The organism is Streptomyces sp. NPDC031210, from assembly GCF_055570395.1.
This window is the reverse complement of sequence record NZ_JBVIHH010000008.1, coordinates 297,584-313,759: the sequence shown is the minus strand read 5'-3', so window position 1 is coordinate 313,759 and position 16,176 is coordinate 297,584. Positions and strand designations below refer to the sequence as shown.

Here is a 16,176-nt window from a genome sequence, read left to right as displayed (position 1 = left end):
GGTGTTGGAGTCCCTCGTCCCTTACTTCGCAGCCGCGAGCTCGGCGGCCTTGTCGGCCGCGCCGTCCATGGTGTCCACGCGCTCCACGAGCGGGTGGTTGGCGTCCGACAGGATCTTGCGACCCAGCTCCGCGTTGTTGCCGTCGAGGCGCACGACCAGGGGCTTGGTGACATCCTCGCCCTTGGACTTGAGCAGCTCAAGCGCCTGGACGATGCCGTTGGCGACCTCGTCACAGGCGGTGATGCCACCGAAGACGTTGACGAACACGGACTTGACGTCCGGGTCGCCGAGAATGATCTCCAGGCCGTTCGCCATCACCTCGGCGGAGGCGCCGCCACCGATGTCGAGGAAGTTGGCGGGCTTGACGTTGGCGTGCTTCTCACCGGCGTACGCGACGACGTCGAGGGTGCTCATCACGAGACCCGCGCCGTTGCCGATGATGCCGACCTCGCCGTCGAGCTTGACGTAGTTCAGGCCCTTGGCCTTGGCAGCGGCTTCGAGCGGGTTAGCCGCGGCCTTGTCCTCCAGGGCCTCGTGCTCCGGCTGGCGGAAGTCGGCGTTCTCGTCGAGAGAGACCTTGCCGTCCAGCGCGATGATGCGACCGTCGGCGACCTTCGCGAGCGGGTTGACCTCGACGAGGAGCGCGTCCTCGGCGACGAAGGTCTCCCACAGGGTCACGAGGACCTCGGCGACCTGCTCGGCGACCTCGGCCGGGAACTTCGCCTGGGCGACGATCTCGCGGGCCTTCTCGATCGTCACGCCGTCGACGGCGTTGACCGGGACCTTCGCGAGGGCCTCGGGGGTCTTCTCCGCGACCTCCTCGATGTCCATGCCGCCCTGGACGGACGCCATGGCGAGGAAGGTGCGGTTCGTGCGGTCGAGGAGGTACGAGACGTAGTACTCCTCGGCAATCTCCGGAGCGGTCTCGGCGATCATCACCTTGTGGACCGTGTGGCCCTTGATGTCCATGCCGAGGATGTCCGTCGCGCGGGCGACGGCCTCGTCCGGGGTGGCGGCCAGCTTCACGCCGCCGGCCTTGCCGCGGCCGCCGACCTTCACCTGCGCCTTGACGACCGACTTGCCGCCCAGCCGCTCAGTGGCCTCGCGCGCCGCCTCAGGCGTCTCGATGACTTCACCGGCCAGCACCGGTACACCGTGCTTGGCGAAGAGGTCCCTCGCCTGGTACTCGAACAGGTCCACGCGCGTCCGTCCCTTGTCTTTTCAGAATCGCCGTAGTGATCGCGGGTCGTTCTCTGCGATGGGCGTGCCGCGAAGGGCAACGTGACGGCACTGTCACAGGGGAGGCGTACACGGTGTCCGGATACGCGGCATGTCCGTCTCGCAGGCTATCGCCGCTTCACCTGCGGTCCTAAATCGCAGATCACACTCCGGCGGTGATTACGGTCACAGATCTTTTGCCGCCGGTACCGCTGTGTGAGCGGGCGGCCGGTTTCGCGCGGCGGCCGGACCGGGCGGCGGCGCCGGTGTCACGCGCCGTGCACGCCCTCGTGGCGCGCCGTTCGCGAGCTCCACCCGGTACGTCCCCGCGCGCCCCTTGTCGTGTGATTCCGGTCGCGGGAAAGCGGGAATCCGCTTGAGAAGAGGCTGCGACGCATCCGCACAATTCCTCCCGGCAAGGTGTCCTGAAAGCCCTCTTGACCCCTCAACTCCCCACAGCGGAAACTGCGTTGAGCACTTACGCATCAGGAGTCACAAGCTTCGGGCTTGGTCCCGTGCAGGTCGGTCGGTGACCGTTTTGCGCCGGGTGAAGACGGGGGAACTTGATGGGTGGCGGGGGGACGCACGGCTGCGGGAAGAGGGCGGTCGTGGGCTCTTCCGCACCTGACGCTCCTCCCCCCTTTTTCCCCCACCCCTCCCGGTGTTCTCGATTTCTTGGTGTCCTCACACTCGGTGCCTGAAGGGATTGGAGGGGGAATGCCGACACATACTGCCAATCGGGGCTACCCAGGCGTTTATGTCGAAGAGCTTCCCAGCAGCATCCGCAGCATCACCACCGTGACCACATCCGTGACCGCCTTTGTCGGCCACACCCGGCGGGGCCCGCTCAACCGGCCCGTACGGATCACCAGCTTCGCCGACTTCGAGCGCCGCTTCGGCGGGCTGACCTCGCAGAGCGCGGTCGGCTACGCCGTCCACCAGTTCTTCGGCAACGGCGGCACCGTCGCCGTCATCGTCCGGGTCGCCAAGGCCGGCACCGGCAAGGAAGCCCACGTCACCCTGGAGTCCACCGAGGGCCACAGCCAGTGCCCGGTGCTCGAAGTGCACGCCAAGGAGCCGGGCGTCTGGGGCTCCGGACTGCGGGTGGCCGTCGACCACGACACCCCGTGCCCGGACGAGACCTTCAACCTCCAGGTGCTCGACGCCCACGGCACCGCCCGTGAGTCCTTCGCCGGTCTGTCGATGGACGCCGACCACGGCCGGTACGCCGAGACGGTGATCAACGCGGGCTCCTCGCTGATCCGCGTCCACGTCGTCGGCGAGGGCCGGCCGGACCCCTCCGGGACCGTCTCCAAGGCTTTCCACCACGAACTCCCCGAGCTGAACGTCGACCTGACGGTGAAGATCGGCGAGGTGGAGCGCGAGTTCACGCTCTACGACCCGGACTGCGACGGCGAGGCGCCGTGCACCGTCGCCGAGCTGGCGCTGCTGCTGGAGCACAAGCTGCGGGCGCTGCCCGACGCCCCGGGCAAGCACGCCTTCGCGGGCGCCGAGGTCACCGCCTTCGGACGCCGTATCCAGGTCGTCGCGGGCTCCGTCGACCCGCGTGACGTGGTCCGCTTCGTCGGCGAGTGCGCCAACGACCTGGGCCTGGAGGCGTCCGTCAATCCGCCGGTCTTCCCGCTGTGCGGCGGCGAGGACGGCGCGGCGCCCGGACCGCGCGACCTGATCGGCAGCGAGGCCCGCAAGAGCGGCATCCAGGCGCTGCGCGAGGTGGACGACGTCAACCTGCTCGCGCTGCCGGAGCTGGCGTCGTACGCGCGGGCCGAGGACATGATCACGGTGCTGTCGGCGGCCGAGCGGCTGTGCCGGGAGCGGCGGATCTTCCTGCTCGTCGACGCGCCCGCCGCCTGGAGCGGCGTGGACGCCGCCCGCGCCGGCATCGCCGCCTTCGAGCCGGTCCGCGGCAACCACGCGGGCCTGTACTTCCCGCACCTCCAGCTCACCGATCCGCTCACCGGGCGGCTGCGCTCCTTCCCGCCCTGCGGTGCCGTCGCGGGGGTCTTCGCCCGTACGGACGGCGAGCGCGGCGTGTGGAAGGCGCCGGCCGGCACCGAAGCGCGGCTGGCGGGGGTGCACTCGCTCACCGTCAAGCTCACCGACCGGGAGAACGGGCTGCTCAACCCGCTCGGCGTCAACTGCCTGCGCACCTTCCCGATGGTGGGCCCGCTCGTCTGGGGCGCCCGCACCCTGGAGGGCGCGGACGCGCTGGAGAGCGAGTGGAAGTACGTCCCCGTACGGCGCCTGGCGCTGCACGTCGAGGAGAGTCTGCTGCGCGGGCTCCAGTGGGTGGTCTTCGAGCCGAACACCGAGCAACTGTGGCAGCAGATCCGGCTGAACGCCTCGGCGTATCTGCACGCGCTGTTCGAGAAGGGCGCCTTCAAGGGCGGCACGCCGCGCCAGGCGTACTTCGTCAAGTGCGACAAGGACACCACGACCGAGCAGGACATCGAGCGCGGCATCGTCAACGTCGTGGTCGGTATCGCGCCGGTCAAGCCCGCGGAGTTCGTGATCGTCAAGATCCAGCAGATGGCCGGCCGGTTCGACGCCTAGGAACGTGCAGGCAAGGGACGTGAGGGACGTGAAGAAATCCTATGGCTGAGTTTCAGATCAACGCCCATCGCTTCGACCCGTACAAGAACTTCAAGTTCCTGGTCCTGTGGGACGGTCGGACGGTCGCCGGCGTCAGCAAGATCAGTCCGCTGAAGCGCACCACCGAGGTCGTCAAGCACCGGAACGGCGGCGACCCCAGCTCCCCGCGCAAGTCCCCCGGGCGCTCCGAATTCGAGGGCATCACGCTGGAGCGGGGCGTCACCCACGATCCGGAGTTCGACCGCTGGGCCAACAAGGTCTGGCAGGTCGGCGCCGGTCTGGGCTCGGAGGTGTCGCTGGCCGACTTCCGCAAGGACATCGTCATCCAGGTCCTCAACGAAGCCGGGCAGGTCGCCGTCTCGCACAAGATCTACCGGTCCTGGCCGAGCGAGTACCAGGTGCTGGGCGAGCTGGACGCCAACGCCAACGCGGTCGCCATCCAGAGCCTGAAGCTGGAGTGCGAGGGCTGGGAGCGGGACTACGAGGTGCCCGAGCCGCAGGAACCGTCGTTCACCCACCCCGCCTGACCGCGGGGCGCCCGGTGGACGACGGCCGCGGCCCCGCGGGGCGGGGGCGGGCGAGAGCCTGGCGCGCGAGGCGCCGGGCGTGGAGGGGCACGGGGTGAGGGATGGCACGGGGTGAGGGATGGCGCTGACGGGGCCCGCGGAACTGCTGGCCACCTGGGAAGCGGGGCTGGACCGGGACGCTCCCGGCCGCGCCCTGCTCCTGCACCGGGCGGCCCGCCCGCGGACCGGCCCGGACACGCTCCTGGCGATGCCTCCCGGCCGGCGCGCGGCGGATCTGTTCGCGCTGCGGCGCGCGCTGTTCGGCGAGCGGATGCAGGTACGGATCGAGTGCGGGGCGTGCGGCGAGGCGATGGAGTTCGACCTCGACGCGGCCCGGTTCGCGCCGGCGGCGGCCTCGCTCAGCGGGGAACCGGAGCCGGTGGGAGCGCTGCGGGTGGCGGAGGGCGGCTGGGTGGTCGAGTTCCGGCTGCCGTCGGTCGCCGACCTGACGGCCGTCGCCGCGTCGTACGCCTCGTCTGCCTCCTCCGCCCCATCCGGCCCGGCTGATCCGCAGGGTCTGCTGCTCGCCCGCTGCACGCTCTCCGCCGTACGGGACGGTGAGCGGATATCCCCGGACCGGCTGCCCGCCCTGCTGCCGGAGCAACTGCGGCGGCGGCTGGCCGAGGAGGCCGAACGCGCCGACCCGGCGGCGGAGATCGCCCTGAACATCGCCTGCCCGGAATGCGGCGAGGCCACCCCGGCCGAACTGGACATCGCCGCCTACCTGTGGACCGAGCTGGACGCCTGGGCCCGTGACGTGCTCCTGGACGTCCACCTCCTCGCCACCGCCTACGGCTGGAGCGAACCGGAGATCCTCGCGCTCAGCCCGCAACGGCGCCGTTACTACCTGGAGTTGTGCGCGGATGCCTGACCTGCCCGACTACTTCGACCGGCTGCTGGCCCGGCACGCCGCCGCGCCGACCGGCGGGCCGCCACGGAACCCGGACGGCGGCCCGGGGCGCCCCGCGCTCGTACGGCCGCGGCTGCCGGGCCCGTTCGAACGCGTCGAGGCCCTGCGCGGCGGCGACCGCGACGACGAGCCGGACGCGCCCGCCCTGCTCACCCCACCCGCACCCCAACTCCCGGCCCTGGACAGGATGTTCACGCGCGTCGAGCGCGAGGTGCGGACGACCGAGCGGGAGACCGTGTTACGCGCGGAGGCCGCCGCGCGGGACGCGTCGGACGACCGGGACGGCGGCCGGGCGCACCCGGCCGCGTCACCGCCCCGCCCCGCCGCGCCGCCCCCGAAGACCGCCCGCCCGGCTGACCCCGGGGCGGTGCGCCCGCGACGGCGGTCCCCGGCGGATCCCGACGCGGACGGCGACACCGGGCGGTCGCGCCCGCCCGGGCCCGCCGCCCCGGGCCGCGCCGCCGTGGTTCCCGCCCCGGTCACGCCGCCGCGGCCGCGCCCCGGCGAGACGGCGGCGCGCGGTGCGGCCCGGCAGGCGGCGGCCCGGCGGGGCGGGCGCCCGGCCGAGCGTGTGGTGCACGTGCGGATCGGCAAGCTGGAGGTCACCGCGACGGGCGGCCGGGACCCCGCGGCGACGGCCCGGCCCGACCGGCCGGGGCGGCCCGCCCCCGCGCTGAGCCTGGAGGACTACCTCTCCCGCGACGAGAAGAGGAACTGACGCCATGAGCAACGCACTCGCCGTCGCGACCGTCACCCAGGCCCTCGCCCTGCTGATAGAGAACAATCTGCGGCCCGAGATCGACCTGGCCGTCTCGGTGGAAACCCGCAGACCACCGGCCGAGCCCCCGACCGAGCCGACCCTCACCGTCTTCCTCTACCAGGTCACGCCCAACACCTCCCTGCGCAACAGCGACCTGCCCACCCGCGCCTCGGACGGCACCCTGCTCAAGCGCCCCGCCGCCCCGCTGGATCTGCACTACCTGATCAGCGCGTTCGGCGAGGAAACCGAACTGGTCGGGCAGCGGCTGCTGGGCACGGTCATCCGCACCCTGCACGAGATCCCGGTGCTGCCCCGGGAGTTGATCGAGGAGGCGGCGCGGCGCCCGTATCTCGCGGGCAGCGATCTGGCCGAGTCGATCCAGAAGGTCCGCTTCAGCCCGACGCAGATGGACGTCGACGAGACGTCGAAGCTCTGGGGAATGCTCTACCAGACGCCGTACGCCCTGTCGGTCTGCTATCAGGCCGCGCTGGTCCTCATCGACGGCCGCGAGCGACCGGTTCCGGCCACGCCGGTGAGGGAGCCGCGGGTGCGGGTGTATCCGATGGGGGCGGAGGGGGCTTCGGGGGCCGAGGGGGCTTCGGGGGCTGAAGGGACTTCGGGGGCGGCCGGTGTCGCTGGTGCGGCTGAGGGCGGCGCCAAGCCCGCGCGCGGGGCGCGGGCCGGGCGGTCCGGTGGGGCGGCCACGCGTACGGGCCGGAAGGCCGCGGCGGGTGGCGGGGGCGCGCGGGCCGCCAAGAAGTCGGCCACGAAACCCGCTTCCGGCACCGCATCGACGCCTCCCTCGTCGCCTCCCTCCGCGCCTCCCACCACGGCTCCTGCCACCCCATCGACGGCGTCGACGTCCGACACCGACCCGGGGACCGACACCGACACCGGCACCGGAACCGGCACCCGCCCCGGGACCGGCTCCCGCTCCCGCTCCCGCTCCCGCTCCCGCTCCGGCAAGGACGGCTGAGGCGCGTGACCGGTAGGGCGGGAGGGGACGACATGGGCAGCGCGGGCACCGACACCGGCCCCGGCGCCAGGACCGGGACCGGGACGAGTGCCAGTGCAGGCACCGGCACCAACACCGGCGCGGCCGACGCCTCGGACGGCCAGGCCGCGCTGGCCGCCGCCGTGGCCGCCGTCCTGGCGCGCCTGGACACCCACGCCGCCCGCGCCACCATGTCGGCCACCGCGTCGTCCGACACCCCCGCAGCCGACCCCCGACCCCCCGCCCCGCCCACGCTCGAAGCCCTGATCTCCTGCTTCGGTCTCAGCGACTTCGAGCGGGACATCGTGCTGCTCACCGCCGCGACGGAGCTGGACCCCACCACAGCGGCCCGCTGCGCCGCCGCCTGCGGCGACCCCGAGCGCCCCTATCCGACGTTCTCGCTCGCCCTGGCCGCCCTCGGCGCACCGCATTGGAGCGCGCTGACGCCGGTGGCTCCGCTGCGCCGCTGGCGGCTGGTGGAGGTGAACGACGAGACGCGTCTGACGACGTCCCGGCTGCGACTGGACGAGCGCGTCCTGCACTTCCTCGTCGGCTCGCCCTACCTGGACACCCGGCTGCACGGCATGCTGCACCGCACACCGCCGCCGGCGGACCTGCCGCCCTCGTACGAGCGGGCCGCGGCCCAGGTCGCGACGGGCTGGGCCGAGGCCGGGCCGGACGCGCCGCCGCGCGTGGAGCTGATCGGCGGGGATCCGCGCAGCCGTGCCGACATCGCCGCCCTGGCCGCCCGCCGGTCCGGCCTCGGGCTGTACGCCATGGACGCGCGGGACGTGCCCACCGACTCCGTCGAACGCGACCGCCTCGCCCGGCTGTGGCAGCGCGAGGCGATCCTGCTGCCCGCGGCCCTGCTCGTGGAGGTCGCCGACCTCGACCGGGAGCAGGCCGCGGCCACCGACGCGTTCGTCGCGGACGCCGCCGTGCCGCTGGTCGTCGCGGGAGCCGAACCACGCCCCAGCGGGCGGCCGGGCGGCCGACGGGTGAGCGTGCCGAAACTGGACGACGCCGAGCAGTTGGAGATGTGGTCGGCCGCCTTCGTCGGCCTGCCGCAGGTCGGACAGGCCCAACTGCGCGCCCTGGTGGCGCAGTTCCAGTTGCCGCCGCACGTCGTACGGACCGCCGCCGACCGGGTCCGCCGCGACCTGCCCGACGCGTCCGAGGGCGGTCCGACGGCGACCGCTCTGGCCTGGCAGGCGGGTCTGACCGAGGCCCGGATGGGCCTGGACGAGCTGGGCCGCCGCATCGAACCGCGCGCCGGATGGGGCGACCTGGTCCTGGCGGAGCGGCAGTTGAAGGTCCTGCGGGAGGTCGTGGCGCACGTACGCCGGCGCGGCACCGTCTACCAGGAGTGGGGCTTCGCCAAAGTGCTCCGCTACGGCCTCGGCGTCACCGCCCTCTTCGCGGGCGGCTCGGGCACCGGCAAGACCCTCGCCGCCGAGGTCATGGCCAAGGAGCTGGGTCTGGACCTCTTCATCATCGACCTCTCCCAGGTCGTCAGCAAATACATCGGGGAGACGGAGAAGAACCTCGGCCGGGTCTTCGACGCGGCCGAACGCGGCGGTGCGCTGCTGCTCTTCGACGAGGCGGACGCGCTCTTCGGCAAGCGCAGCGAGGTCAAGGACAGCCACGACCGCTACGCCAACCTGGAGGTCAGCTATCTGCTGATGCGGATGGAGGCGTACCGGGGCCTGGCGATCCTGACCACCAACATGAAGAAGGCCCTGGACCAGGCGTTCATGCGCCGGATCCGCTTCGTCGTGGACTTCCCCTTCCCCGGCGAGAGGGAACGCGCCGAGATCTGGCGCCGGGTGCTGCCCGCGCAGGCGCCCACCAAGGGCATCGACCACGGGCGGCTGGCCCGGCTCACCGTCGCGGGCGGCTCCATCCGCAACATCGCCCTGTCCGGCGCGTTCCTGGCCGCCGAGGAGGGCGAGCGCCTCCAGATGCGCCACATGCTGGCGGCGGCACGTACCGAATACCTGAAGCTGGAACGCTCCTTGACGCCCTCGGAGGTCCACGGATGGGTGTGAACGAGGCACCGCGCGCGGCGGCGGTCCGCGTCGACATCGGCGAACTCGTCCTCGACGGTTTCGACTCCCGCGTCGACCCGGACCGCGTATCGGCCGCCTTCCAGGCCGAGCTGACCCGTCTCGTACGCGAACGCGGCGTGCCGGTGGCGGCGGACGGCACCGGCACGGTGCTCGACACCCTGTCCGGTCTGCCGCCCCTGCCCGCCACCACGTCTCCCGTACGGATCGGCGAGGCGCTGGCGCGCGCGGTGCACGCCGGGCTGTCGGGGCGGGGTGAGGCCCGATGAGTACGTCGTCGCGGGACACGGCCCAGGAGGCGGGGGCGGCGCGGTCGGCCCGGTCGGCGCGTGACGAGAAGCGCCGTAAGCGCAAGGGCCGCGCCGTTTCGCACGTGCCCGAGCCGAAGAACATCGTCAGCGGCGCCGGACAGCCTTTGGATGTCAGCGTGCGGCGGGAGCTGGAGGAGCGGCTCGGCCACGACTTCAGCCAGGTCCGGCTGCACACCGACCGGGACGCCGGGCGGCTGACCGACCTGCTCGGCGCGGACGCGGTCGCCGTCGGCCAGGACATCTTCTTCCGCGCGGGCGCCTACCTGCCGGGCACCGCGGACGGGCAGCGTCTGCTGGCCCACGAGCTGCTGCACACCGTCCAGAATCCGCACGGCCTGGGCGCCCTGCGCGCCGGCCGCGACCTGGGCGCGGTGAGTCTCCCCCTGGAGGCCGTCGAGCGCGAGGCGGAGTCGGCGGCGCGGGCGTCCGTCCTGGGCGCGTTGCGCGATTCCGTACGGGAGGAGGAGCCGGCGGCCGAGGTCGGGGAGGGCCGGGCGACGCCGGGCTGGCTGCGCTACGCGACGGTGGACGCCGACCGCAGGCGTATGGAGCTGATGGATCCGGCGACGCTCGTGGAGCGGCTGGCGAACTCGGTCGTGCGTTCGCTGCGCGGCGACCCGGAGGACCGCTCCCGGCGCACCCGGACGCAACTGGCCCGGCTGCCGGAGGAGTTGCGGGACACGGTCCTGGAACGCCTGGAGAGCAGGCTCCTCGGCTCCGAGCACGAGCGGGTGCTCGACCTCGTCGACGAGGTCGAGGCCGACGGCGCCTTGGAGCGGAACTCCCTCGACGTGCCGGCCGTCGAGCGGGACCCGGCCGAGGAACTGCGGATCGAGAGCGAGTCCGAGCGGCGGAGCGCCGAGGAGCGACGGGAGCGGGAGCAGCGGCCGGCGGTGGCGCCGGGGCCGGAGAAGGACCGGGCGGAGGCGGGTGGGGCGGCCGGCAGTACGCCGGAGAACGGGGGCGTGCGCGGGAGGCAGAGCACTCCGCAGGGCGGGGAGCGGCCGGATGAGGGCGTGGGGAGCGGGGGCGCCTCGGCCGGGGGGCGGCAGTCGTCCTCGTCCGCGGATGAGCCGTCCTCACGGGACGCGGATGAGCCGTCGGCGCGGGACGGGGAAGGGCCGTCGGCGGGGGACGGGGAAGGGCCGTCGGCGGGGCGGAGCGCGGCCGGGGGCGGGAAGGCGGAGAGCGGGCAGTCGGACGGCCGTGCGGCGGGGGGTGGGACGTCGGAGGGTGGGCGGTCCGAGGGCGGAAAGCAGGGCGGGGAGAAGAAGGGCGCGGGCGCCGCGGCGGGCAAGGAAGGCAAGGACGAGCGGGGCGTCCCGGCCGCGAGCGAGCAGGAGTCCGCGGCCAAGAACCGGCCGGGCGCCGTCGATCCGCTCGTGGCGGGGCGGCAGGTGAAGCAGGAGGACAAGCACGGGGCGGAAAAGCCCACGGGCTCGCCGACCGTGTCCGGCAAGGACACCCAGGTGCCGGGCCCCGTCAGCACGCTCGACGGCGTACGCGACCAGGATCTCGACGGTCCCGAGGAGAAGGCCGACGAGGAGCCGTTCGGTGCCGGCGGCGCGTCGGAGGTGGAGGCCGGGGGCGAGGAGAAGAGCGCCTGGGACATCAAGCTCCGGCCGGAGGACTTCCTTCCCGAGCAGGACCCCGACGTGTCGGGCGTACCGACCGCGGACGCGCTGGACCCGTCGTCGTCCGGCGCGGCTCCCTCGTTCCCCGCACCCCCGGTGACCAGGGCCGAGAAGGTCCAGGCGGAGCGGGACGCGGAGGACGCCGAGGACGCGGCGGCGGACGCGGAAGGGGAAGCGGAGTCGGAATCGGGGCCGGAGTCCGAGGACGGGGCCGGGGCCGGGGCCGCGTCCGCGTCCGCGTCCGGGGAGGACGGGGGCGGCGCGTCGGACGATGCGGAGTCGTCGGCTGAGCGACACGCGCCGGGGGGTGGGCGCGCCGGCGGTCTCTCGCTGGCGCGGGCGGCGGTGCCACCCGTTCCGGGCACGACGTCCAAGGACCCCGAGCAGGGCGCCGATCCGAAGGCCGGGCCGGTCGCCGCGCAGACGGCGGTGCAGGAGGCGCCGGGCAGGTCCGGTGGTGGCGACGCCAAGGAGGCGGCCGCCAAGGAGGAGAGGGGCACTCCCGCCGGGGGCGGCACCTCGGGGGGCGCGCCGGAGAAGGGCTCTTCGCAGGCGGTGGGCGGGCAGTCGGCGCCGCCCGCACCCGCGGCCCGGGAGGAGCAGAAGAAGACGGACGCGGCTCCGGCGGGCGGGAGCGGGCCGGCGGCGGACACACAGGCGGCCTCGCCCGCACGCGACAGTCACGTCTCGGGCGGGTCGAACGCCGATACGCCGGGCGGCGCGAGCGGCACGAGCGGCGACGCGGCCGGCGGTGCCCGGAGCGAGCCGTCGGGCGGCGGTGCGGAGGGCGGCGAGCCGGTTTCCCGTACGGAGGCGCCGGCGGCGAAGGAGTCCGCGCCCGCCGTTCCCGAACCCGCGAAGGGCCCCGAGGCACCGGCCGCCGCCCCGGCCGCCGCACCCGCCCCGAAGGCCGCACCCGCGCCCAAGGCGGCACCGGCGCCCCGGGCGGCGGCGTCCAGGCCGGCTCCCGCCGCCAAGGGGCCGCGTGGCGGCGGAGGCGGTGGCGGTGGCGGTGGCAGGGCGTCCGCCCCGGGCAAGGGGAAGAAGGATTCCGGACCGGCTCCGAACCTCTCGAAGGTGTCCCCGGAAGCGGGCCTGTCGACCGCCTCGAAGCTCAAGCCCCACAAGGCACTTCAGGCCATGTCGGGTGTGAGCGGCGCGGTGGAGCGCACCGTCGGCGACGAGCACAAGGAGCTGGCCGCGGCGCCGCCCGCCATGCAGCGCCCGGCGGGCGCGCCGCAGACCCTCCAGGGCAAGCCGAAGGCCGACGCGCCCGGCCGCTACGCGCAGGACCCGGCGCAGAAGTCCGCGCCCCCCGAGCAGGAGAAAGCCGAGGTCAAGGACGCGAAGGAGCCCGAGGGCCCGATCGAGGCGGAGAAGGCGGAGGAGCCCGGCGGCTGGGACACGTTCAAGATGGCGCTGGGCTTCGGCATCGGGAAGGTCCTGAGCTGGGTCGGCTTCAAGGTGGACGCGCAGGAGCTGGCCGCCAAGTTCGCCGGGCTGCCGACGAAGGACGAAGCGCTCAAGAAGGCCCAGGCGGGGAACGCGCCCGGCGTCCAGATGCAGGGGGCCGCCGAGCAGACGGCCGGCGAACAGGGCTCCGCTGTCGACGCCAAGGGCCAGGAGACCGTGGCGGCGGGCCGTGACGACGCCGCCCGCCCGATGGGTGAGGACCAGGTCTACCCCGATGCTCCGAAGGAGCGGTTGACGGCGAAGGTGCCGGGCCCGCAGGGCGGGAAGGGCGGCGCGCCCGGGGGTGACGCGCATACGGGAGCCGTGCCTCCCGAGGCGGCCTCCGAAGTGGCCGAGCACGACCGCGGACCGCAGTTCCGGGCCGCGTTCGGCGAGGGCCACAAGGGCATGTCCGAGGGCCGGCAGACCAAGGACAGGGATTTCCGCGACTCCCAGCGAAAGCACAAGCAGCAGGTCGACGCGGAGATCGCGACGAACACCGAAAGTCAGGCGGGCGAGCGCGAGAAGGCCATGAACGAGGTCACCGCCCAGCGCTCCGACTGGCGCGCGGAGCAGGACGGGGAGCTCAAGAAGCTCGGTACGAAGAAGACCGAGCGGCACGAAAAGGTCCGCACGGACGTCAAGGACAAGGAAAAGAAGACCGACGACGACGTCACGAAGGAGAAGGAGAGCGGCGACAAGAAGATCCAGGACCAGAGCGCCAAGGCCGAGGAGGACGCCAAGAAGCAGCGCGACGACAGCGTCAAGGACTCGGGCAACTGGGTCTCCAAGGCGTTCGACTGGATCAAGCAGAAGGTCATCGACATCAAGAACGCGATCGTCCGCGTCATCAAGGAGGCGCGGGACGCGGTCGTCGGCTTCATCAAGAACTTCAAGGAGACGGTCGAGCGCTGGATCAACGAGGCCCGCACGTTCATCGTCGACACGATCAAGAACTTCATCAACGATCTGATCGAATTCGCCAAGGCCATGGTGCGGGCGGTCATCGAACTCGCCCAGCGCATCCGGAAGCTGATCACGGACCTGATCGCGGCCGCCATCGCGCTCGTCAACAAGCTCGCCACCCTGCTGAAGCAGATCGTCACCGACCTGCTGAACGCCATCGGCCAACTGCTCAGCAATATCCTCAACGTCCTGAAGAAGATGCTCCAGGACGTCGTGAAAGCCGTCGTGGACGCGGTGAAGGCGGTCCTGGACTTCGCCGCCAAGCTGCTGAGCGCGCTCGGCGACTGGATGCTCATCGCCGTCGACTTCCTCTCCGACCCGGGCGGCTGGCTGAGCGGCGCCAAGAACTCCGCGGTGGACGGCGCGAAGAACCACCTCTTCCGGGAGGTGAAGGCGGCCGTCAAGCAGTGGTTCCAGGACAAGATCCAGGAGATCATCGGCGTCCCGAAGGCCATCTTGGACCGACTGCTCAACGGCGGCATCAAGTTGGAGGAGATCGTCAAGGAGGCGTGGGAGGCGGTCGTCCCCCAACTCCCGGTCATCATCGGCGAAATGGTCGTCACGAAGGTCATCGCCAAGCTGATTCCGGGCGCCGGGTGGGCCATGGCCGTCATCGACGCCATCCGTACGGCCCTGGGCGCGCTGAGCGAAATCATGCGGGCGATGGGCCTGGTCCTGGACTGGCTCAAGGCCGTACGGAACGGCGGCGCCGGCCTCCTTTTCGCCAAGGCGGTCGCGGCGGGCGTGGTCGCGCTCCTGGAACTCGCCTACGAGTTCCTGCTCAGCGGCATCGGCAAATACGTGGCCAAGGTCGGCAAACGCCTCAAGGGCGTAGCCGCCCGACTCGGCAACCCCAAGACCAAGACCAACGACAAGTCCCCCGCCGACTCCCCCTCACACCACAATTCGCCCCCCGGCCCCGCCCCCAGGCCCTCCCCTCACACCCCCACCCCCAACTCCAAGCCCCCCACCCGCACCAACAAGCCCACCGCCCCCACCTCACCAACCCACCCCACCACCACCAAGCCAAAGCCGGCCCCCCACCCCACCACCAGGCCCAACCCGGCCAAGCCCACACCCCACCCCTCAAGCAAGCCCACCACGCCCCACACCACACCCAAGAAACCCACAACCCACGAAAAGCCCCCCACCTCGACCCCCACCAGGCCCACCAAGCCCACCAACAAGCCGGACACCCGCCCGACGCCCGCGCCCTCCCCCAAGCCGGCGGCGAAGCCGGACAAGGCCGGGCCGGACCTCACGAAACCCGGCAAGAACGGCCCCACGACCGCCAAGCCCGACAAGGACGGACCGGGAACGACGAAGCACCCGGACGAGGACGGCCCCGCCACCACCAAGCCGGGCAAGGACAACCCCGCCTCCACGACCAAGCCCAAGAAGGAGGGGCCGGGCACGACAACCAAGCCCGGCAAGGGCGGCGACAAGGACGGCGACGGCAAGCCGCATGCCAAGCCCGACAAGAACGACGGCGACAAACCCCGCACGAAGCCCGACAAGGGCAACGAAGGCAAGGGAAAGCCGCACACCAAACCGGACAAGGACCGCGACGGGAAGCCTCGCCCCAGGCCCGGCAAGAACGACAAGAACGACAAGAAGAGGACCAGGAGCGAGGAGGAGGACTCCAGCAGCGCCAAGGAGAGGCGCCTGGCGCTGATCGCGGCGAGAATCCGGAAGATGCTTGAGCCACGTCTCGACCGGGGAATCGAGTTCGGCTCCCACAAGGCGCTCCTGGGCAGCCTCCGGAGGCACTTCCGGTTGACCGCTCTCTACAAGCAGGGCGGGGAGAAGTTCACCGTCATCGCGCGGCTCAATCCTTCCGTTCCCGTGATCCCGGGCTTCAGTACGTACGAAACGCACATCGACCACAGCAAGCCGGACCCTCCGCTGCCCACGCCGAAAGCCCCGTCGAAGAAGAACAACGTGCTGGCCACCGACTTCACCGCGGAGGCCATAAACGAGCCCTGGGCGGACAGGCGCGGCGAGAAGGCGGACAAGGCCCGCAAGGACGAACCCATCGGCTTCCGGTACATCAACACATACGATCTCAACGCCGACTCCAGCAACTACTGGGTCCGCCAGCATCTGCTGACCCAGCTCCTGGGCGGAACGGCCGACGGGCGAAATCTGGTGCCGGCCCGGAACAGAGTGAACCAGAACTTCAAGAACGAGGTCGAAATACCGGCCGAGCAGTGGATTCGCTCCGGCAAGAACAAGATCGCCTGGTACGACGTCAAGGTGAACTACCACTCCGGGAGCCCTGCCGGATTCCCGTCCTTCCTCCGGACGGAGTGGGGCGCCTACTACCCCGACTACGCGAACAACACATGGGTGAAGGAGAAGCGGCCACGGGACTACAACGAGAGGTCGGACCTCGAAATCCCGCCCGGCCCGGGCGACAAGGTGTACGCGAACTACGACTCGGCCGTGCGCATGCAGAACATGCTGAACATCCCGAAGGGGATAGCCGAGGACATCGAGGACGTCGCCGGCGTCCACAGCCGGAACATCCCGAACATGTCCGTCCTGCTGGAGGACCTGAAGACGCTCAGGAGGCTCAAGCGGCGCCGGAAGAAGGGCTGGGACAGGCACATTCGCAAGCTCATCCGAGCAGCGGCGGAAGGGCAGTTCACCTTCGACAAGAAGCCGTGACCCGCCCCACCCGCAA

Annotated in this window: 9 protein-coding genes; 8 read left to right on the top strand and 1 reads right to left on the bottom strand. The window is 72.0% G+C overall.

Annotated elements, in window-relative coordinates:
* Positions 1 to 21 precede the first annotated feature (21 nt).
* Positions 22 to 1,200 carry an ADP-forming succinate--CoA ligase subunit beta gene (gene sucC, locus ACZ45Z_RS17705; RefSeq protein WP_468362889.1) on the bottom strand — a complete coding sequence of 393 codons (1,179 nt, stop codon included), beginning with the start codon at positions 1,198 to 1,200 and terminating at the stop codon, positions 22 to 24.
* A gap of 735 nt (positions 1,201 to 1,935) precedes the next feature.
* Between sucC and ACZ45Z_RS17700 the strand changes: the two genes are divergently transcribed.
* From ACZ45Z_RS17700 to ACZ45Z_RS17665, 8 genes are all read left to right on the top strand, one after another.
* Complete coding sequence (locus tag ACZ45Z_RS17700) at positions 1,936 to 3,792, top strand: phage tail sheath family protein (RefSeq protein WP_468362887.1); 1,857 nt, start codon at positions 1,936 to 1,938, stop codon at positions 3,790 to 3,792.
* Positions 3,793 to 3,833: 41 nt separating this feature from the next.
* Complete coding sequence (locus ACZ45Z_RS17695; RefSeq protein WP_468362885.1) at positions 3,834 to 4,358, top strand: phage tail protein; 525 nt, start codon at positions 3,834 to 3,836, stop codon at positions 4,356 to 4,358.
* Between the two features lie 118 nt (positions 4,359 to 4,476).
* The gene (locus tag ACZ45Z_RS17690) at positions 4,477 to 5,268 is read left to right on the top strand and encodes a T4 family baseplate hub assembly chaperone (RefSeq protein WP_468362883.1); all 792 of its coding nucleotides are present in this window, start codon (positions 4,477 to 4,479) and stop codon (positions 5,266 to 5,268) included.
* Positions 5,261 to 6,025, top strand: a complete 765-nt coding sequence (locus ACZ45Z_RS17685; protein WP_468362881.1) for a hypothetical protein — start codon at positions 5,261 to 5,263, stop codon at positions 6,023 to 6,025. The genes ACZ45Z_RS17690 and ACZ45Z_RS17685 overlap by 8 nt, the downstream gene beginning before the upstream one ends.
* Before the next feature lie 4 nt (positions 6,026 to 6,029).
* Positions 6,030 to 7,043 (top strand): Pvc16 family protein, encoded by a 1,014-nt coding sequence (locus ACZ45Z_RS17680; protein ID WP_468362879.1) that lies wholly within the window; start codon positions 6,030 to 6,032, stop codon positions 7,041 to 7,043.
* A gap of 32 nt (positions 7,044 to 7,075) precedes the next feature.
* On the top strand, positions 7,076 to 9,109 hold the full coding sequence (locus ACZ45Z_RS17675) for an ATP-binding protein (protein ID WP_468362973.1): 2,034 nt from the start codon (positions 7,076 to 7,078) through the stop codon (positions 9,107 to 9,109).
* Positions 9,100 to 9,396, top strand: a complete 297-nt coding sequence (locus ACZ45Z_RS17670) for a hypothetical protein (RefSeq protein WP_468362877.1) — start codon at positions 9,100 to 9,102, stop codon at positions 9,394 to 9,396. Before ACZ45Z_RS17675 ends, ACZ45Z_RS17670 begins: the two co-directional genes overlap by 10 nt.
* A complete protein-coding gene (locus ACZ45Z_RS17665; protein ID WP_468362875.1) occupies positions 9,393 to 16,160 on the top strand; it encodes an eCIS core domain-containing protein in 6,768 nt (2,255 codons plus the stop codon). The genes ACZ45Z_RS17670 and ACZ45Z_RS17665 overlap by 4 nt, the downstream gene beginning before the upstream one ends.
* Positions 16,161 to 16,176: the final 16 nt, after the last annotated feature.

What these genes read in the sequence shown, in the direction of transcription:
- ACZ45Z_RS17700 (WP_468362887.1), top strand. Translation starts at nt 1,936, where the DNA reads ATGCCGACACATACTGCCAATCGGGGCTACCCAGGCGTTTATGTCGAA.
- ACZ45Z_RS17695 (WP_468362885.1), top strand. Translation starts at nt 3,834, where the DNA reads ATGGCTGAGTTTCAGATCAACGCCCATCGCTTCGACCCGTACAAGAAC.
- ACZ45Z_RS17690 (WP_468362883.1), top strand. Translation starts at nt 4,477, where the DNA reads ATGGCGCTGACGGGGCCCGCGGAACTGCTGGCCACCTGGGAAGCGGGG.
- ACZ45Z_RS17685 (WP_468362881.1), top strand. Translation starts at nt 5,261, where the DNA reads ATGCCTGACCTGCCCGACTACTTCGACCGGCTGCTGGCCCGGCACGCC.
- ACZ45Z_RS17680 (WP_468362879.1), top strand. Translation starts at nt 6,030, where the DNA reads ATGAGCAACGCACTCGCCGTCGCGACCGTCACCCAGGCCCTCGCCCTG.
- ACZ45Z_RS17675 (WP_468362973.1), top strand. Translation starts at nt 7,076, where the DNA reads ATGGGCAGCGCGGGCACCGACACCGGCCCCGGCGCCAGGACCGGGACC.
- ACZ45Z_RS17670 (WP_468362877.1), top strand. Translation starts at nt 9,100, where the DNA reads ATGGGTGTGAACGAGGCACCGCGCGCGGCGGCGGTCCGCGTCGACATC.
- ACZ45Z_RS17665 (WP_468362875.1), top strand. Translation starts at nt 9,393, where the DNA reads ATGAGTACGTCGTCGCGGGACACGGCCCAGGAGGCGGGGGCGGCGCGG.